This is a genomic window from Bacillus sp. FSL K6-6038, from assembly GCF_038050455.1.
Lineage (GTDB): Bacteria > Bacillota > Bacilli > Bacillales > Bacillaceae_G > Bacillus_A > Bacillus_A pseudomycoides.
Map to the genome: position 1 here is coordinate 3,700,032 of NZ_JBBOUH010000001.1, position 19,885 is coordinate 3,719,916.

Sequence of the window (19,885 nt, forward strand, 5' to 3'; positions counted from 1 at the left end):
CCCTCGTTTTATTATGAAATGAAATGTAAGAAGTGTAAAATCGGTAATACGAACAACCAACTATCTGTTCGATCTAAGATTCCACCATGTCCAGGTAAAATTGTACCTGAATCTTTCACACCGTAATGGCGTTTAAAAGCAGATTGTACTAAATCACCAAGTTGTCCAAAAATGGAGATTGCAATTGTAACAATTATTAACATCCCAACGTTCCCTTGAACTTGGAAAAACATATTGTATACAAAAGCAACGACAATCCCACAAACAATACCGCCTAGTGAACCTTCTATCGTTTTATTCGGACTAATTTCTGGCCACAATTTTCTTTTTCCGATTGCTTTCCCTATGAAATATGCACCTGAATCAGTTGCCCAAATGACAAATAACGCATAAAATACAAAATGGATTCCCGCTATTCTCGTTTCATTTAAATATAAGAATCCCATTGCAACATACGTTGTTGCCATAAGTAAAAAAGAAGCATTGTCAAAAGTAAATGTATTCTTTGAAAGGACTGTATATGATAAAAGTAATAAAACAATCACAAATGTGATTTCTAGTTTATCTAATCCAATCCAATTGAACACTCCTGATGCATTACTTGGAACTAAAATACTCCACAATAATAATGCGGCTAAAACTGTTGGCACCGAAATAAGTGTAAGCTTGTTCATACGAATTAATTCATATAATCCTATAGAAGCAAGTGCATACACTAAAACTGTAAAAGGCACGCCACCGTAAATTACGATGGGAATGAACAGCGCGGCAGCAATCACTCCAGTAATAATTCTCTGTTTCACTACCAAACCCTCTCTTTCTACACGCCTCCGAATCTGCGCCCTCTATGTTGAAAGTCTGTAATCGCATTTAGCAAATGTTCCTCGGTAAAATCTGGCCAATACACATCTGTAAACCAAAGCTCCGAATACGCAATTTGCCATAGCATGAAATTACTAATACGTAGCTCCCCACTTGTACGAATAAGCAAGTCTGGGTCAGGTAAAGAGCTTGTCATTAAGTATGAAGAAAGCATTTCTTCATTTACATCTTCTGAACGAACTTTCCCTTCTTCGCTATCTTTCATCATATGTTGCACAGCAGAAACGATTTCATCGCGACTTCCATAGTTTAACGCAAAATTGAGAATTAATCCCGTGTTCTCTTTTGTATCTTCCATGGCTTTTTCCATCGCTCTGCGCGTATGCGTAGGAAGACGATCTTTTTGTCCAATTACTCGAACTTGTACATTTTCTTCAATTAATTCTGGTAAAAATGCACCTAAAAATTCTTCTGGAAGCTTCATTAAATAATCGACTTCCTTTTTCGGTCTTTTCCAATTCTCAGTAGAAAAAGCATAAAGAGTCAGCACTTTCACATCAAGTTTACTAGCAAATTTCGTAATTTTTTTTACTACTTGCATTCCTTCATGATGTCCGGCAATGCGGGGCATTGCTCTTCTCTTTGCCCATCTTCCATTACCATCCATAATGATCGCAATGTGCTCTGGGATATGTCCCTTTTTCACTTTTTCAATGAGATGATCAAACGATGTGACCTTTTTACCTTTAAAAAAAGGAAACTTTTTAAACATCATTCATACCCTCCAACAAGCAGACGTATGCCTAAAAGTGTAAAAAGACCCCCTTAAGAAGAGGGTCATATTTGCGAAGGTATCGCTATTACACTTCCATGATTTCTTTTTCTTTGTTTTTTGCGATTTCGTCAACTTTTGCAATATATTTATCTGTTTCTTTTTGGATATCTTCTGTATATCCTCTTAAGTCGTCTTCTGTAATATCTCCAGCTTTTTCAAGCTTTTTAAGATCATCATTAGCATCACGACGTACGTTACGAACTGCTACTTTTGCTTCTTCAGCATATTTCTTAACAGTTTTTACTAGGTCTCTACGACGTTCTTCTGTTAATGCAGGGAATGCAATACGAATTACTGATCCGTCGTTAGAAGGATTTAGACCTAAATCAGCTTTTAAAATTGCTTTTTCAATATCACCAATAGAAGTTTTATCATACGGCTGAATAACAAGCAAACGTGCTTCAGGAACTGTAATGTTCGCTAATTGCACAACAGGTGTTGGTGCACCATAATAATCAACTTGTACTTTATCTAATGCAGACGCGCTTGCACGACCAGCACGAACTGAAGCTAATTCGCGAGAATAAGCAGCAACTGCTTTTTCCATTTTTTCATTTGCAGCTTTTAATACTTGTTGTCCCATTTTTATTTCCCCCTTACAATTGTTCCAATATTTTCGCCTAAAACGGCACGCTTAATATTACCTTTTTCCATAACCGAGAATACAATTAATGGAATATCATTATCCATACATAAAGAAGAAGCAGTAGAATCCATTACACCTAAACCTTCTTTTAATACATCTAAGTAAGTAAGTGTTTCATATTTTGTAGCTGTTGGGTCAATAGATGGATCTGCATTATATACGCCATCTACATTGTTTTTCGCCATTAAAATAACATCAGCTTCGATTTCTGCTGCACGTAATGCAGCAGTTGTATCTGTAGAGAAGTACGGGTTACCTGTACCCGCTGCAAAGATAACAACACGCTTCTTCTCTAAGTGACGAACTGCTTTGCGGCGAATGTAAGGTTCTGCCACTTGACGCATTTCAATAGAAGTTTGAACGCGTGTTTGAATTCCAATGTTCTCCAAGCTATCTTGAAGAGCTAATGAGTTCATAACTGTCGCTAACATGCCCATGTAGTCCGCTCCTGCACGGTCCATGCCCATTTCACTTCCAATTTTCCCACGCCAAATGTTACCGCCGCCAACAACAACAGCAACCTCTACATCAAGTTCTGCAATTTCTTTCACTTGTTCTGCAACTGACTTAATAACAGCTGGGTTAATTCCAAATCCTTGTTCACCAGCTAAAGCTTCTCCGCTTAGTTTTAAAACGACACGATCATATTTCGGTTTACTCATAATGAACCTCCAATTGCTTACATCTTTATTTTAAAAAAGGGAACACAATGTGTTCCCTAATCTGTATTAGTTGTTACCTTTTACTTGGTTCATTACTTCTTCAGCAAAGTTGTCTTCGCGTTTTTCGATACCTTCACCAACAGCGTAGCGAACGAATCCTTTTAATGTTCCGCCTTTAGACTCAACGAACTGACGAACTTTCATATCAGGGTTTTTAACGAATGCTTGGTCAAGTAAGCAAATCTCTTCAAAGAATTTACCTAGACGGCCTTCAACCATCTTAGCAACGATTTTTTCAGGCTTGCCTTCGTTTAAAGCTTGTTGTGTTAATACTTGACGCTCGTGCTCAACTTCTTCAGCTGTTACAGCATCGCGGTCGATGTATTTAGGGTTAACTGCTGCAATGTGCATTGCTACATCTTTAGCAGCCGCTTCATCTGTAGAACCTTCAAGAACTGTTAATACACCAATGCGTCCACCCATGTGTAGGTAAGCACCGAATGCATCTGCATCAGTTTTTGATACGATTTCGAAACGACGAAGTGTAAGTTTTTCACCAATTTTAGCGATTGCTTCGTTGATGTACTCTTCTACTGTTTTGCCGTTTGCAATTGTTTGAGCCATAGCTTCTTCAATGTTAGCAGGTTTGTTAGCTAATAAATGAGCAGCTAATTCTTTAATTAATGTTTGGAAACCTTCGTTTTTCGCAACGAAATCAGTTTCAGAGTTTACTTCTAAGATTAAACCTTCGTTACCGTTTGTTTCGATGAAAGTTAAACCTTCAGCAGCGATGCGGTCTGCTTTTTTAGCAGCTTTCGCAATACCTTTTTCACGTAAGAAGTCAATTGCTTTCTCCATGTCGCCGTTAGTTTCTGTTAAAGCTTTTTTGCAGTCCATCATACCCGCGCCAGTTTTTTCACGAAGTTCTTTTACCATTTGTGCAGTGATTGCCATATTTTTCATCCTCCTAAAATATGTATTTATACCTTTTGAAAAGGTGTTTATACCTTAAAAAAGGTGATAAAAGGCCGAACCCCTTATCACCTTTCAAATTTGTTACGCAGTAACAGTTTCTTCACCTTGTTTTGCTTCAAGGATCGCGTCTGCCATTTTAGATGTAAGAAGTTTTACAGCACGAATTGCATCATCGTTTGCTGGAATTACGTGATCGATTTCGTCTGGATCACAGTTTGTATCAACGATACCGATGATTGGAATGTGTAATTTGCGTGCTTCAGCAACTGCGATACGCTCTTTACGAGGGTCTACTACGAATAATGCACTTGGAAGACCTTTCATATCTTTAATACCGCCTAAGAATTTTTCAAGACGCTCTAACTCTTTTTTAAGTTGAACAACTTCTTTCTTAGGAAGTACATCGAATGTACCATCTTCTTGCATTCTTTCGATGTCTTTAAGACGCTTGATACGCTTTTGGATTGTTTGGAAGTTTGTTAACGTTCCACCTAACCAACGTTGGTTAACGAAGTACATACCTGCACGAGTTGCTTCTTCTTTAATAGCTTCTTGTGCTTGTTTTTTTGTACCTACGAATAAAATGTCGCCACCTTCAGCAGCGATGTTACGCATTACGTTGAAAGCTTCTTCAACTTTTTTCACAGTTTTTTGTAAGTCGATGATGTAGATACCGTTACGCTCTGTGAAAATGTAACGTTTCATTTTTGGGTTCCAACGACGAGTTTGATGTCCGAAATGAACACCAGCTTCAAGCAATTGCTTCATAGAAATTACTGACATAATTTAGTTCCTCCTAAATGGTTTTTGATATCCTCCGTTTACTTCATCTTTAAGCGAAACTACAAGCGTAGCACCAACACTTAAATCGGTAAACGTGTGTACTTTGTACTGACACCACTGCTTACTATATCATAATGAAATATTACAATCAAGTCGAAAATGCGAACAATGTAAAACTTTCTTTTTAATTATGATTTTACTCATCTATTTCTCAATTCTAACTTCAGTATTACCACTCTTCCTTTACTTTAAGCAGCCGTACCTAATAAAGCAAAACTACGGCTTTTTCCCCATCAGAACGCAATGAATCTTTTAGAAAATAAAAAAGCTCTCCTCACATGAGGAGAGCTTCCCTTAACAATTAGTTTGTTTTTAATTTAGCAAGTTCATGTAAAAACTTGTCGTTTAATACTTTAATGTATGTTCCTTTCATACCTAAAGAACGAGATTCAATAACGCCTGCACTTTCTAATTTACGAAGTGCGTTTACGATTACAGAACGAGTAATTCCTACACGATCAGCAATTTTACTTGCAACAAGTAAACCTTCTGTTCCATTTAATTCTTCGAAGATGTGCTCAATTGCTTCTAACTCACTGTATGATAACGAGCTAATTGCCATTTGAACGACCGCTTTACTACGCGCTTCTTCTTCGATTTCTTCCGCTTTTTCGCGTAAGATTTCCATACCTACTACAGTTGAGCTGTATTCAGCAAGAATTAAATCATCATCTAAAAATTCTTGACCAAGACGCGCTAACACTAGTGTACCTAGACGCTCACCGCCACCAACGATCGGTACAATTGTAGTTAAACCTTGACCGAATAATTCTTTGTTTTCTACAGGGAATGCTGTAAATTGACTGTTTACATCTAAGTTTGAAGATGTTTCTGTAACGTTGAATAGGCTTTGTGTATACTCTTCTGGGAATTGACGCTCTGCAAGCATTTGTTTCATGCGCTCATTCTCGATTTGTTGGTGAATTGCATATCCTAATAATTTACCGCGACGACTTACAACGAATACGTTTGCTTCAATTACTTCACACATTGTATCTGACATTTCTCTAAAGTTTACAGGCTTTCCTGCTGCGCTCTGTAATAACGCATTTAATTTTCTCGTTTTTGCTAATAATTCCATTTCAAAAGTTCCTCCTACATGTTACTTACATATTTTTTCATCACTTGGAAACTAGGGCGAGTCACCTGATGACACTATTACAAAATAAACTGGCTCACATCTTTATTTTTAGCAATCGTTGCTAATTTTTCCTCTACATATTGAGGTGTTATCGTTATTTTCTCTAACGTAATCTCAGATGCTTCAAACGATAAATCTTCAAGAAGTTTCTCCATAATGGTATGAAGTCTTCTCGCTCCAATATTATCCGTATCTTGATTAACTTGATAAGCAATCTCAGCAATCTTACGAATAGCTTCGTCAGAAAATTCAATTTCTATACCCTCGGTTGCTAATAATGCTATATATTGCTTCACTAAAGCATTATCAGGTTCTACAAGAATTTTAACAAAATCATCTACCGATAATTTTGTTAATTCCACTCGAATCGGGAATCTTCCTTGCAGTTCTGGAATTAAATCAGACGGTTTGGACATATGGAAGGCACCAGCCGCAATAAATAAAATATAATCTGTTTTCACCGATCCATATTTCGTTGCAACGTTCGATCCTTCTACAATTGGCAAAATGTCACGCTGTACACCTTCACGCGATACATCCACGCTATTCGACTGCTTACCAGCAATTTTGTCAATTTCATCAATAAAAATAATCCCGAGCTGTTCAGCACGATAAACAGCCTCTTGTGTAACTTCATCCATATCAATTAAGCGCTGTGCTTCCTCATTTGTCAAGACTTTTCTTGCTTCTTTTACAGAAAGTTTACGTTTTTTCGTTTTTTTCGGCATAAAACTTCCTAATGCATCTTGGAAATTCATCCCCATTTGCTCCATACCAGTACCTTGCAACATATCAAACATAGAAGACTGTTGTTCCGTCACTTCAATCGATACAATTTCATCTTCAAGTAAACCTGCAGCAAGTTTCTTTTCAACTTCTCTGCGCTTCTTTTCAATTTCTGTGTCATCTTGTGTTTCAGATGTCTGATTCGCATTTTGATTTCCACCAAATAACATCTCTAACGGATTTTTGAATCCGGATTGTTTTTGCGGACTTGGCACCAAAATTTCAACAAGCCGTTGATTTGCTTGCTCCTCAGCCTTATCTTTAACCTTGACGACCATTTCTTCTTTTACGATGCGAACTGAAGTTTCTACAAGGTCACGCACCATAGATTCTACATCTCGACCGACATATCCAACTTCTGTGAATTTCGTCGCTTCAACCTTAATAAAAGGTGCTCCAACGAGCTTCGCCATTCGTCGTGCTACCTCTGTCTTTCCGACCCCTGTCGGTCCAATCATTAAAATGTTCTTCGGAGCAATTTCATCGCGTAAATCTTCCGCTAATTTACTACGACGATATCGATTTCTAAGCGCTACTGCAACCGCTTTTTTCGCATCTTTTTGACCAATAATATATTGATCCAATTTTTCTACAATTTGACGCGGAGTAAAATGTAAATGCATATAAAATGCCTCCCTTACGATTCTACAATTCTTCCACAATAATGTTGTGATTTGTATACACACAAATGTCACCAGCAATTTCTAAACTTGCTTTCGCAATTGCTTTTGCTGTTAAATGTTCACTCGCATGTTGCTTTAAAGCGCGGCCAGCTGCAAGCGCATAATGTCCACCTGAACCGATTGCTAAAATGCCATCATCCGGTTCAATTACTTCTCCTGTTCCTGAAACAAGAAGTAACGTTGTTTGATCCATAACGATTAACATCGCTTCCAATTGACGCAGCATTTTATCACCACGCCATTGTTTCGCCATTTCAACTGCAGCACGTTGTAAATTTCCATTATACTCTTCTAATTTCCCCTCAAACATTTCAAAAAGAGTAAACGCATCCGCAACGGAACCTGCAAATCCAGCTAACACCTTCCCTTGAAATAGCTTTCGAACTTTTCGTGCTGTGTGCTTCATCACAACAGCATTGCCAAATGTCACTTGTCCGTCGCCGGCCATAGCACACTCTCCATTATGGTGAATGGCAAATATCGTTGTAGCGTGGAAATTTCCCATAGAAAAAACTCCTTTATATGTTTTTATAGCTTTAAAAGCAATTTATGCCCGCGGGTGATGCTTCATGTAAACAGAACGCAATCTTTCTTTTGAAACATGCGTATAAATTTGTGTCGTTGATAGATTTTCATGACCCAATAACTCCTGCACAGTTCGTAAATCTGCACCTTCATCTAACATATGTGTAGCAAATGTATGCCTTAACATATGCGGACTTATTCGCATTGTAAGAGAAGCTTTCTTAATGAGCTCATTTAAAATATAACGAACACCGCGATCCGTTAACGGCTTACCCTTTGCATTTAAAAACACCATTTGAGAATGTTCCTCTGTTTTTTTAGCTAACTGTTTTCTACCGTTTTCTATATAAGTAATTAAAGCATCTTGGGCATAACTTCCAAACGGAACGTACCTTTGTTTTTTGCCTTTTCCCGTCACTAGAATTGTCCCTACCGAGAAATCAATATCAGTAAGTTGTAAACTTACACATTCACTCACACGGATTCCCGTTGCATACATAAGCTCTAATAAAGCTTGATCCCTTTGACCAAGTGGTGTTTTTACATCAGAAACTTCAAACAATTTCTCCAATTCTTCAACATACAAAAACTTTGGGATTGACAGGTCTTTTTTGGGGAGTGACGCAAGTGCAAACGGATTATCTTCTCGATATCCTTCACGCATCAGAAAACGATATAAACTTCGTAAGCTCGATACTTTTCTTGCGACAGATTTACGGGCTAGCTTTTCATCGTGTAATGTCGTTAAGTACAAACGAACATCTACGTATGTAACGTCTAAAAAAGAGGATATGCCTTCTCGCTCCATAAATTGCACAAAATGTTCTAAATCATTTTGATAACTTGCAATTGTATATTTTGAATAATTTCTTTCAATTTGTAAATATCCAACGAATAATTGTAACAATTTCTTCACATTCACATAACTCACCTCAATAAAGGCTACTAAATCGTATCACAACTCAGTAGCCTTTGCAAGAAATTTAACTAAATATTTACAAAATTTTGAATCGTCTCTAAAGCGCGTGTTGCGTATGCTTCATTTCGCTCTTGTTTCTTTTTAATTTTCTTTTCTAATGGCGCAAATAAACCAAAGTTTGCGTTCATCGGTTGGAAGTTTTTCGCATTAGTTGCAGTAATATAATTCGCCATACTGCCCATTGCTGTTACAGGAGGTAATACAACAGGCTCTTCTCCCTTTACAAGACGAGCTGCATTAATACCTGCTAACAGCCCTGAAGCAGCCGATTCTACATATCCTTCTACACCTGTCATTTGTCCAGCAAAGAATAAATCAGCACGATGTTTATATTGGTATGTTGGACGAAGTAATCTTGGTGAATTAATAAACGTATTACGATGCATTACACCATAGCGTACAATTTCTGCATTTTCAAGTCCAGGAATCAATTGTAATACTTCTTTTTGAGGTCCCCACTTTAAATGTGTTTGGAACCCAACAATATTGTATAACGTTCCTGCTGCATCATCTTGACGTAATTGAACAACAGCATATGGCGTTTTACCTGTTTTCGGATCTTCCAGCCCCACTGGTTTCATCGGTCCAAATAACAATGTCTGTCTACCACGGCTTGCCATTACTTCTACAGGCATACAACCTTCAAAGAATACTTCTTTCTCAAATTCTTTTAATGGCACTGTCTCTGCAGCAATTAAAGCATCATAAAAACGATCGAACTCTTCTTCTGTCATTGGGCAGTTTAAATAAGCCGCTTCTCCCTTATCGTAACGAGATTTTAAATATACTTTGTTCATATCAATGCTTTCTTTTTCCACAATTGGTGCAGCTGCATCATAGAAATAAAAATAATCTTCACCCGTTAACTCTTTTAACTGTGCAGAAAGTTCTGGAGATGTGAGTGGACCTGTCGCGATAACAGTTGGTCCTTCTGGAATTTCTGTCATTTCTTCGTTCATCACAGTTACGTTTGGATGATTTTTCACATACTCCGTTACTTTTGCTGCAAATTCATGCCGATCAACCGCTAATGCTCCTCCTGCTGGCACAGAACACTCATCTGCCGCACGGATAATAACAGAGTCCATTTTGCGCATTTCTTCTTTAATGACTCCAACAGCATTTGTTAATGTATTTGCACGAAGTGAGTTACTGCATACTAACTCAGCAAATTTATCTGTGTGATGAGCCGGCGTTTGTCTTACTGGTCTCATTTCATATAATTTTACTTGAACACCACGTTTTGCAATTTGATAAGCTGCTTCACTTCCTGCAAGACCTGCGCCAATGACGTTTACTACTTGTGTTGTCATGTATTTATCACCTTTCCTTTTCTATCCCGAAAAAAATGTGAGCAGTTACGCTCACATTTGTTGTTCTTCTTCATAATCACAAGAAATACATTGTACTTGAACGCCTTTTTTCAACTTCTTCTCTACGAGCATACCTTCACATTTCGGGCATTTCCGGCCAATCGGTTTATCCCAAGATACAAAGTCACATTCTGGATATGTGCCACATCCATAGAAAAGACGTTTCTTTTTATTACTTCGGCGTTCAATAATTTGTCCTTTATCACATTTTGGACAAGTTACACCGATTTCTTTCACAATCGGTTTTGTATTGCGACAATCAGGGAAATTAGAACAAGCCATAAACTTCCCGTATTTGCCCATTTTAAAGACCATTGGGTGACCGCATAATTCACAATCTTCCCCAGCAGGTTCATCTTTAATTTCGACTTCACGCATCTCCTTTTCCGCTTTTTCTAAGCGGGGTTCAAAGCCTACGTAGAAATCATCAACAATTTTCACCCAATTTGCTTTCCCCTCTTCTACTTCATCAAGGTTTTGCTCCATATTGGCCGTAAATTCAATGTTAATAATTTCTGGGAAAAACTCTAAAATAAGTTCAATTACAATTTCTCCAAGTTCAGTCGGAACAAAGCGTTTATTGTCTAATGCAACATATCCTCGCTTCTGAATCGTTTCAAGTGTTGGTACGTAAGTAGACGGTCTCCCGATTCCAAGCTCTTCAAGCATCCTAACTAAACGGGCCTCTGTATAACGTGGTGGCGGCTGCGTAAAGTGCTGCTTTGGATCCATATCTTTTGAAAATACAGTTTCTCCTATTTCTAAAGGAGGCAACATTTTATCTTTTTCTTCCGCACCATCATCTTTCGATTCTACGTAAACTTTCATAAACCCTGAAAATTTCACTACTGAGCCACTTGCACGGAATTGAACGTTATTATTAATGAGTCTAGCTGTAACAGTATCCATTACAGCAGATGCCATTTGACTTGCAACAAATCGCTCCCAAATCAATTTGTACAAACGATGTTGATCACGACTTAAGAAACTTTTTAGTTCCTCTGGCTTTCTCATTACCGAAGTTGGACGAATTGCTTCATGCGCATCTTGTGCATTCGCTTTTTTCGTTTCCTTCTTCTTCTCTGTCCCTATGTATTCTGAACCAAACGCCTCAGTAATATAAGAGCGAGCTTCCTCTTGAGCAGTTTCCGATATACGCGTTGAGTCTGTTCTCATATACGTAATAAGACCTACGGTTCCCTGTTTACCAATATCTATCCCTTCGTATAGCTGCTGCGCAAGCATCATTGTCTTCTTTGCTCGCATATTTAACTTACGTGCAGCTTCTTGTTGTAAAGAAGACGTTGTAAATGGTAATGCAGGATTACGTTTCCGCTCTTTTTTCGTTACATTTTCAACTGAAAACGCATTGTCTTTCATTGTTTCAATTATGTCTTTTACTTGCGCTTCATTTGTTAATTGAACCTTTTCTCCATTCACACCATAAAAAGATGCTTCAAATGTGTCTTTTCCTTTGACAAATTCTGTTTTAATTGTCCAGAACTCTTCCGGAATAAAACTTTGAATTTCTTTTTCACGATCAATAATTAAGCGAACCGCTACAGATTGTACACGTCCTGCACTTAATCCCTTTTTGACTTTCTTCCATAATAAAGGACTAATATTATAACCAACAAGGCGATCAAGTATCCGTCTTGCTTGCTGTGCATCTACTAAATCCATATTAATTGCACGAGGATGCTTAAATGACTCTTTAATCGCATCTTTTGTAATTTCATTAAATACAACCCGGCAATCTGATTCAACATCCACATTTAGCGTATTCGCTAAATGCCAAGCGATCGCTTCTCCTTCGCGGTCTGGATCGGCCGCGAGATAGACTTTTTTTGCTTTTTTTGCTGCTGATTTTAAATCTTTTAAAACAGGACCTTTACCACGGATGGTAATATACTTCGGGGTGAAATTATTTTTTACTTCTATCCCCATTTGACTTTTAGGCAAATCGCGAACATGTCCCATAGACGCGACGACTTTGTATTTTTTCCCTAAATATTTCTCAATGGTTTTCGCCTTAGAAGGCGACTCCACGATTACGAGGTAATCTGACATGCTAGTGCCTCCTTAAGAGGTGGATTCAAGTCTTCATTAATCTTATTGATTTCTCTTGTTTTTGTCAATCAAGAATGAGTATAACATACAGTGCCACTCTACCATTTGTCAATAATTGTTTAATAAAAACATAAAAATATACGGTTAATTTAAAAATTCCTCGAGAATATCCTCTGCTTTTTGAACAAGTTTCGCCCCTTGCTTTATAAGTTGATTTGTTCCTGCTGCACTTTCTGTAAAAATAGGACCTGGAAGAGCAAATACCTCCCTATTTTGTTCTAAAGCGAGATCTGCAGTAATAAGCGAGCCACTTTTCGATTTCGCTTCCACTACTAGAACCCCTTTACAAAGACCACTGATAATTCGATTTCGCTTTGGAAAATACCATTTTCTAGGCGCGTAATGTGGCGGATATTCTGTTAATAACAGTACAGTATTCTTCCATATTTTATAAAAGTAGCAATTCTCTTTTGGATACATATACTGTAATCCATGCCCTAAGACAGCAATAGTAGGGCTATGTTGTTGCACTGCGATTTGGTGAGCAATGGTATCAATTCCATTTGCAAAACCACTTACAATTAGCCATTCTTTGTCTATTAGCGGTTGTAAAATAGATTGTATGCTTTCTTTCCCGTATAAAGAAGGTTTTCTTGTTCCAACTACTGCAAATTTATTTATTTCTCCTAATAATTCTCTCTTTCCCTTTCCATATAAAATGAAAGGCGGATCTGATATTTCACGTAATAATTCTGGATAATCATCATCCCATATTGTGACATAAAAAATATGCTTTTCTTCTAAATGATGTATACATTGTGCCGGGGTAGATGTTTGTAAGAAGCTAACTAATTCAGCAGATTTTTTCGGAGTCAGCCCAGCATACTTTTCAAATTCCACTGAACTAAATTTATACAGTTTCTTTATCTCTGGATCTATATGCAATAAGCGAGTTAACGCTTTCCAATGATCCGCTAACACATAATGAAGATGGAGCAATCGTTCCCTTTTCATGATCATTCTCCTTACCCATAATTTTTATTATGTAAACAGGGAAAAGTGTAAAAAGACACCCTCTAGCACGAAGGTGTCTTTCAAAAAGATTAATAGTTTTTACAAGTTTCAAATAATCCTTTTTCTTTTAAAACAGCGATTAAAGTTTCGCCCATAACAGCTGGTGTTTCAGCAACTTTAATACCACAAGCTTCCATTGTTTTGATTTTTTCAGCAGCTGTACCTTTACCGCCAGAAATAATCGCACCAGCATGGCCCATACGTTTTCCTGCAGGCGCTGTTTGACCACCGATAAATCCAACAACAGGTTTTGTCATATTTGCTTTTACCCACTCAGCAGCTTCTTCTTCTGCTGTTCCACCGATTTCACCAATCATAATAACAGCATGTGTTTCTTCGTCTTCATTAAACGCTTTTAACGCATCAATAAAGTCTGTACCATTGACAGGATCGCCACCGATACCTACAGCAGTAGATTGACCAATGCCTTCTTGTGTTAATTGATGTACAGCTTCGTATGTTAATGTACCAGATCGAGATACAATACCTACATGACCTTTTTTATGAATATATCCTGGCATAATACCAATCTTACATTCATCTGGTGTAATAACACCTGGGCAGTTTGGTCCAAGTAAACGCGTCTGTTTACCTGCCATATACTTCTTAACTTTAACCATATCTAATACAGGGATTCCTTCTGTAATACATACTACTAAGTCAATCTCTGCATCAACCGCTTCCATAATCGCATCAGCCGCAAAAGCGGGTGGAACGTACACAACTGAAGCATTTGCGCCCGTTGCTTTTACAGCATCTTCTACCGTATCAAAGACAGGTACACCTTCAATTTCAGTGCCACCTTTACCAGGTGTTACACCACCGACAATTTTCGTACCATATTCAATCATTTGTTTTGTATGGAATAAACCTTGTGAACCAGTAATACCTTGTACAATAACTTTTGTATCTTTATTAACTAATACGCTCATTTTTCTCCCCCGCTTTCTATTAGCCCACTAGTGAAACAATTTTTTGTGCACCGTCTGCCATAGATTCTGCTGCAACAATATTTAAACCAGATTCATTTAAAATTTTCTTACCTAGCTCAACATTTGTACCTTCAAGACGAACAACAAGTGGTAATTCAAGGCCTACTTGTTTTGTCGCTTCAATAACACCTTCTGCAATAACATCACATTTCATAATGCCACCAAAAATGTTAACGAAAATACCTTTTACATTTTTGTCAGAAAGAATAATTTTGAAAGCTTCTGTAACTTTTTCAGCTGTAGCACCGCCACCAACATCTAAAAAGTTAGCTGGATCGCCATGGTAATGTTTAATGATATCCATTGTTGCCATTGCTAATCCTGCACCATTTACCATACAACCAATATTTCCATCTAAAGGAATATAGTTTAAGTCGTATTTAGAAGCTTCAATTTCTTTCGGATCTTCTTCTTCAAGATCACGAAGTTCTAGAATGTCTTTATGACGATATAATGCATTAGAATCAAAGTTTAATTTTGCATCTAATGCCATAACTTTTCCATCACCTGTTGTAACAAGTGGGTTGATTTCTGCAATAGAGCAATCTTTTTCGATATAAGCACGATATAAGCCCATCATAAACTTCACAGCTTGTCCTACAAGCTCTTTTGGAATATTGATGTTAAATGCAATGCGGCGTGCTTGGAAACCTTGCAGACCTACTGCTGGATCAATATATTCTTTAAAGATTTTTTCTGGTGTTTTTTCTGCTACTTCTTCAATTTCTGTTCCGCCTTCTTCAGACGCCATTAAAACAACTTGAGAAGTCGCACGGTCTAAAACTAAGCCAACATAATATTCTTTTTTAATATCGCAACCTTCTTCGATAAGTAAGCGTTTTACTTCCTTACCTTCAGGACCTGTTTGATGCGTAACAAGCGTAGTACCTAAAATACTTTCCGCATATGTACGTACTTCATCTAAGTTTTTCGCAACTTTTACTCCGCCAGCTTTGCCGCGTCCACCAGCGTGAATTTGTGCTTTCACTACACATACATCTGTTCCTAATTCTTTCGCTGCTTCTACAGCTTCTTCTACTGTAAATGCAACCTTCCCGTTCGGAACGCTAACCCCATAGCTTCTAAGGACTGCTTTACCTTGGTACTCATGGATATTCATGGTCCCATCCTCCCCTGTTTTCCTGTTTTACTCAAAAAGTTTTTTAATGTTTAAAAAACACTACATTGCCATTGTATAAAATGATTGGCACGCTGTCTACAATAAAGTGTCAGAAAACTGAAATCGCTTTATTCTTTTTTGAAAATAGTAATGTTTATATACCAAAATAAAAAAATAAGCTGTGAGTCACAGCTTATTTTTGAATCATATCCTTAATCGGCGCAAATGTTTTTCTATGCTCTTCTAATACTCCGTACATTTCAATCGCTTGTAAATGTTGTTTCGTTCCATAGCCCATATGTTGCTCAAATCCATATGCTGGATATTCTTTCCCAAGTTCTTTCATCATGCGATCTCTCGTTACTTTCGCAATAATAGACGCAGCTGAAATAGAAATACTTTTTGCATCACCTTTAATAATAGATGTTTGCGGAATTGGTGTAGGAAGCTTCATTGCATCAATTAATAAATGCTCTGGTGTACATGCTAAATTCGCAATTGCATCTAACATTGCTCGTTTCGTCGCTTGATAAATATTTATTTCATCAATAACTTGCGGAGATACAATTCCAACCCCAATCGCGATTGCCTGTTCTTTAATTTCATCATAAAAACGCTCACGTTTCGCTTCACTTAGTTTTTTAGAGTCATTTAACCCTGGGATATAGAAATCTTCCGGAAGGACAACAGCAGCCGTAACAACGGGCCCAGCTAGCGGCCCCCTTCCCACTTCATCGATACCAGCAATATATGTGAGCCCTTTTTCACGTAATGCTTTTTCATATTTTGACATCTCTAAAAACTTTTCTTTTTCCTTTTGCGCTAACTCTTTTTGTTTATACCATTTTAAAATGAGCTTTTGAACGCCTTTCCGCTCATCCTTCAATAACACTTGAAATCTTTCATCTTCTTCATTCTTAATTTCTTGCAATACACATTCTGCCTCTTGAATTGTGATTTTTTGCATCAATGTACACTCCCTTTTAAAAATAACCAAAAAGAAAAGACGCACAAACGCACGTCTTATACTTCTTCTACTTCCTCTGCAAATTCTTCCGGTGTTTCAAATGTCATTTTTCCAAGTTTACCACCGCGAAGCTCGCGAAGAATAAGCTCAGATGTTTTATCATAATCAATCATTCCGCCGCCCATTAAGCAACCTCTATTTCTTCCAATCACATCAAAGAATTCTACAATGTCTTCTGGAATTTCACTTATTTTATAACGTTCTTGTATACGTTCTGGATAATGCTTTTCCATAAAACGAAGTGCATATACTGCTACATCTTGTAAATTTAAAATAGAATCTTTAATTGCACCCGTTGTCGCAAGGCGAAGTCCAACTAATTCATCTTCAAATTTAGGCCATAAAATACCTGGTGTATCCAGTAGTTCCATTTCCTTACCAACCTTAATCCATTGTTGGGCTGTTGTAACACCTGGACGATCACCTGTTTTTGCAATATTTTTCTTTGCTAATTTATTAATCAATGTAGATTTACCGACATTGGGAATACCTACAATTAAAGCGCGAATTGCTCTTGGACGAATGCCTTTTGCAACCATTTTGTCAAATTTTTCTTTTACAAGCACTTTACATGCAGCTGCAATTTCTTTCATACCTTGTCCAGCCTGCGCATTAATTGAAATTGCTTTATGCCCTTTTTCCTCAAAATAGGCGATCCATTGCTTAGTTAAGCGATCATCTGCCATATCCGCTTTATTTAAAACAACAAGCCTCGGCTTATGTGTAATAATTTCATCAATCATCGGGTTTCGAGAAGATAAAGGTAATCGAGCATCTACAAGTTCGATTACAACATCAATTAACTTTAATTTCTCTGTTACTTGGCGCCTAGCTTTTGCCATATGCCCTGGGAACCATTGAATTACCATGTTGCCACCTTCTTTTTTCGTTTATTTCACAATACGTGCGTCTTTTAATGGCCAATATAACATATTCGCTTCTCCAATTACTTGGTCCATCGAAATCGTTCCAATAGTACGACTATCTTTACTAAAACGACGATTGTCACCTAGTACAAATAATTGACCTTTTGGAACTGTTTTCTTACCTGTAATTTCTTCAAGCTTGAAATCATATGTAAGTGGTCCATCAGCAAGTTGTTTTTTCTGCTTGTCTAAATACGGTTCCTCATAAGGTTTTCCGTTAATATAGAGTTTATCATTTCGATACTCAATTTCATCGCCTGGCAAGCCGATAACACGTTTAATATAATCTTTTTCTTCTGTTGCTTGGAATACGATTATGTCAAAACGTTTCGGTTCACCAATGTGATAGCCGATCTTATTGACAATCATTCGATCACGATCATGTAGCGTCGGTGACATTGATACACCATCCACAAGGATTGGAGCAAAGAAAAATTGTCTAATAACACCCGCTAACACAATAGCAATCAAAATTGCTTTTATCCATTCCCAAAGTGAACTCTTCTCTTTTTTCATGTATTTCCCCTCCACGGTTATGTAAGCTGTTCGTATTATATCAAAATTTCATATAGATTGGAAAAAGGGAGCTTGTGCATTTACAAGCTCCCATACATGTCTTATCGAATTTCTTTGATACGCGCTTTTTTACCGCGAAGGTTACGTAAGTAGTATAACTTAGCACGACGTACTTTACCACGGCGAAGTACTTCGATTTTCGCGATTCTTGGCGTGTGAACTGGGAATGTACGCTCAACACCTACACCGTAAGAAATCTTACGCACTGTGAATGTTTCACTGATTCCGCCACCACGACGTTTAATTACAACACCTTCAAAAAGCTGAATTCTCTCACGAGTACCCTCAACTACTTTTACGTGTACACGTAAAGTGTCACCAGGACGGAATGAAGGTAGGTCAGTTTTTAATTGGCCTTTTGTAATTTCTGCGATTAATTGTTGCATATTCAATTCTCTCCTTTAAACGGATGCTCTTATAAAGTCTTAATAAATTACAGCGGAACATCGTTAATACGGCTACTGATTTCAGTAACACAAATGTTATAATATCATATTGCTAGGCCTGTTGCAATAGAAAATATATGAAGTTCTTATTGCTCTTTTTTAATTTGTTCAAGCCATTTTTCTTCTTGCTTTGATAATTGACGTTCTTCAAGTAAATCCGGTCGACGTGTATACGTACGGCGCAGGGATTCTTTATGACGCCATTCATCAATATTTTTATGATTCCCTGACGTAAGTACATCCGGTACCTTCATGCCACGGAAATCAGCTGGACGTGTATAGTGCGGATGCTCTAACAAACCAGTACTAAAAGAATCTTCCACCTGAGAAGCGTAATTTCCAAGTACTCCTGGCAAAAGACGTACAACACTATCGGTAACAACCATAGAGGCTAATTCTCCGCCCGTTAATACGTAATCACCAATAGAAATCTCATCTGTTACAAGATGTTCACGAATTCGTTCATCATATCCTTCATAATGACCACATACAAAAATAACATGCTCTTCTCCAGCAAGCTCTTCTGCCTTTTTCTGCGTGAAACGCTCTCCTTGTGGACACATTAAGACAACCCTTGGTTTACGGTCAGTTTCCTTCGTTAACTCTTCCACCGCATCAAAGATAGGCTGTGGGGTTAATACCATCCCCGCGCCCCCACCGTACGGATAATCATCTACACTGTTATGCTTACTTGTTGTATAATCACGAAAATTTACAACCCTAAGCTCCACTGCCTCTTTTTCTTGCGCTTTTTTTAAAATCGAAGATCCAAAAACACCGGTGAACATCTCTGGAAATAATGTTAAAATATCGATTTTCATTATAGCAATCCTTCCATTACATGAATGGTTACTAATTTATTTTCAATGTTAACTTGAAGTACAATATCATCAATGTAAGGGATTAAAAGATCTTGACCTTTCGGGCGTTTGATCACCCAAACATCATTCGCACCAGGAGATAGAATCTCTTTTATCGTACCTAAATCCTCTCCCTCTTCTGTTACAACTTTACAGCCAATAATTTCATGGTAATAGTACTCACCTTCAGCAAGTTCACCTAACTGCTCTTCTGGTACTTTGATTGAAGAACCTTTTAGCTTCTCTACTTCATCTACATTGTTATACCCTTCAAATGTCAATAAATCAAATGTTTTGTGTTGGCGATGAGAAGCGACCTTTACCGAAAGTGGTTCCGTCCCTTTATCATGCCATATGTATAATGTATTCCCTACTTTATATCGTTCTTCAGGAAAATCGGTACGAGAAATAACTCGAATTTCCCCTCTAACACCATGAGTATTTACAATTTTACCTACGTTAAACCATTTTGTCATAAACAGCATGTCACCCCTGTTTTCTATATAAGTTAAGCATTTCCATTC

21 protein-coding genes are annotated in these 19,885 nt (G+C 37.6%); all 21 read right to left on the reverse strand.

Annotated elements, in window-relative coordinates; genetic code table 11:
* Positions 1 to 11: 11 nt before the first annotated feature.
* Entirely contained in the window at positions 12 to 803 is a 792-nt protein-coding gene (locus NSQ40_RS19420) for a phosphatidate cytidylyltransferase (protein ID WP_018764710.1), read from the reverse strand.
* A gap of 17 nt (positions 804 to 820) precedes the next feature.
* Positions 821 to 1,597 carry an isoprenyl transferase gene (uppS, locus tag NSQ40_RS19425; protein WP_006095735.1) on the reverse strand — a complete coding sequence of 259 codons (777 nt, stop codon included), beginning with the start codon at positions 1,595 to 1,597 and terminating at the stop codon, positions 821 to 823.
* 85 nt (positions 1,598 to 1,682) lie between these two features.
* The gene (gene frr, locus NSQ40_RS19430; protein ID WP_003199493.1) at positions 1,683 to 2,240 is read right to left on the reverse strand and encodes a ribosome recycling factor; all 558 of its coding nucleotides are present in this window, start codon (positions 2,238 to 2,240) and stop codon (positions 1,683 to 1,685) included.
* A gap of 2 nt (positions 2,241 to 2,242) precedes the next feature.
* Positions 2,243 to 2,965 carry a UMP kinase gene (gene pyrH, locus NSQ40_RS19435; RefSeq protein WP_003199491.1) on the reverse strand — a complete coding sequence of 241 codons (723 nt, stop codon included), beginning with the start codon at positions 2,963 to 2,965 and terminating at the stop codon, positions 2,243 to 2,245.
* Positions 2,966 to 3,031: 66 nt separating this feature from the next.
* A complete protein-coding gene (gene tsf, locus NSQ40_RS19440; RefSeq protein WP_033796367.1) occupies positions 3,032 to 3,919 on the reverse strand; it encodes a translation elongation factor Ts in 888 nt (295 codons plus the stop codon).
* 102 nt (positions 3,920 to 4,021) lie between these two features.
* A complete protein-coding gene (gene rpsB, locus NSQ40_RS19445; protein WP_018764712.1) occupies positions 4,022 to 4,723 on the reverse strand; it encodes a 30S ribosomal protein S2 in 702 nt (233 codons plus the stop codon).
* A gap of 361 nt (positions 4,724 to 5,084) precedes the next feature.
* On the reverse strand, positions 5,085 to 5,864 hold the full coding sequence (gene codY, locus NSQ40_RS19450) for a GTP-sensing pleiotropic transcriptional regulator CodY (RefSeq protein ID WP_000421292.1): 780 nt from the start codon (positions 5,862 to 5,864) through the stop codon (positions 5,085 to 5,087).
* 77 nt (positions 5,865 to 5,941) lie between these two features.
* Positions 5,942 to 7,333 (reverse strand): ATP-dependent protease ATPase subunit HslU, encoded by a 1,392-nt coding sequence (gene hslU / locus NSQ40_RS19455; protein WP_003199484.1) that lies wholly within the window; start codon positions 7,331 to 7,333, stop codon positions 5,942 to 5,944.
* Positions 7,334 to 7,355: 22 nt separating this feature from the next.
* Positions 7,356 to 7,898 (reverse strand): ATP-dependent protease proteolytic subunit HslV, encoded by a 543-nt coding sequence (hslV, locus tag NSQ40_RS19460; protein ID WP_003199482.1) that lies wholly within the window; start codon positions 7,896 to 7,898, stop codon positions 7,356 to 7,358.
* A gap of 42 nt (positions 7,899 to 7,940) precedes the next feature.
* On the reverse strand, positions 7,941 to 8,840 hold the full coding sequence (gene xerC, locus NSQ40_RS19465; RefSeq protein ID WP_033796368.1) for a tyrosine recombinase XerC: 900 nt from the start codon (positions 8,838 to 8,840) through the stop codon (positions 7,941 to 7,943).
* A gap of 65 nt (positions 8,841 to 8,905) precedes the next feature.
* Entirely contained in the window at positions 8,906 to 10,210 is a 1,305-nt protein-coding gene (gene trmFO / locus NSQ40_RS19470; RefSeq protein ID WP_098100893.1) for an FADH(2)-oxidizing methylenetetrahydrofolate--tRNA-(uracil(54)-C(5))-methyltransferase TrmFO, read from the reverse strand.
* A gap of 51 nt (positions 10,211 to 10,261) precedes the next feature.
* On the reverse strand, positions 10,262 to 12,340 hold the full coding sequence (topA, locus tag NSQ40_RS19475) for a type I DNA topoisomerase (protein ID WP_016115962.1): 2,079 nt from the start codon (positions 12,338 to 12,340) through the stop codon (positions 10,262 to 10,264).
* 144 nt (positions 12,341 to 12,484) lie between these two features.
* The gene (dprA, locus tag NSQ40_RS19480) at positions 12,485 to 13,354 is read right to left on the reverse strand and encodes a DNA-processing protein DprA (RefSeq protein ID WP_018780928.1); all 870 of its coding nucleotides are present in this window, start codon (positions 13,352 to 13,354) and stop codon (positions 12,485 to 12,487) included.
* 89 nt (positions 13,355 to 13,443) lie between these two features.
* A complete protein-coding gene (sucD, locus tag NSQ40_RS19485) occupies positions 13,444 to 14,346 on the reverse strand; it encodes a succinate--CoA ligase subunit alpha (RefSeq protein ID WP_003199472.1) in 903 nt (300 codons plus the stop codon).
* 19 nt (positions 14,347 to 14,365) lie between these two features.
* Positions 14,366 to 15,526: an ADP-forming succinate--CoA ligase subunit beta gene (sucC, locus tag NSQ40_RS19490; protein ID WP_003199470.1), complete on the reverse strand. Its 1,161-nt coding sequence runs from the start codon at positions 15,524 to 15,526 to the stop codon at positions 14,366 to 14,368.
* A 193-nt stretch (positions 15,527 to 15,719) separates the two neighbouring features.
* Positions 15,720 to 16,493, reverse strand: coding sequence for a ribonuclease HII (locus tag NSQ40_RS19495; RefSeq protein ID WP_003199469.1), 774 nt, complete (start codon positions 16,491 to 16,493; stop codon positions 15,720 to 15,722).
* Positions 16,494 to 16,549: 56 nt separating this feature from the next.
* Positions 16,550 to 17,422, reverse strand: coding sequence for a ribosome biogenesis GTPase YlqF (gene ylqF / locus NSQ40_RS19500; protein WP_003199468.1), 873 nt, complete (start codon positions 17,420 to 17,422; stop codon positions 16,550 to 16,552).
* Positions 17,423 to 17,443: 21 nt separating this feature from the next.
* Entirely contained in the window at positions 17,444 to 17,995 is a 552-nt protein-coding gene (gene lepB, locus NSQ40_RS19505; RefSeq protein WP_016115968.1) for a signal peptidase I, read from the reverse strand.
* Between the two features lie 101 nt (positions 17,996 to 18,096).
* A complete protein-coding gene (rplS, locus tag NSQ40_RS19510) occupies positions 18,097 to 18,441 on the reverse strand; it encodes a 50S ribosomal protein L19 (RefSeq protein ID WP_001186516.1) in 345 nt (114 codons plus the stop codon).
* Between the two features lie 146 nt (positions 18,442 to 18,587).
* Positions 18,588 to 19,322 carry a tRNA (guanosine(37)-N1)-methyltransferase TrmD gene (gene trmD / locus NSQ40_RS19515; protein WP_003199465.1) on the reverse strand — a complete coding sequence of 245 codons (735 nt, stop codon included), beginning with the start codon at positions 19,320 to 19,322 and terminating at the stop codon, positions 18,588 to 18,590.
* Positions 19,322 to 19,837 (reverse strand): ribosome maturation factor RimM, encoded by a 516-nt coding sequence (rimM, locus tag NSQ40_RS19520; RefSeq protein ID WP_003199463.1) that lies wholly within the window; start codon positions 19,835 to 19,837, stop codon positions 19,322 to 19,324. Before rimM ends, trmD begins: the two co-directional genes overlap by 1 nt.
* Between the last annotated feature and the right edge of the window lie 48 nt (positions 19,838 to 19,885).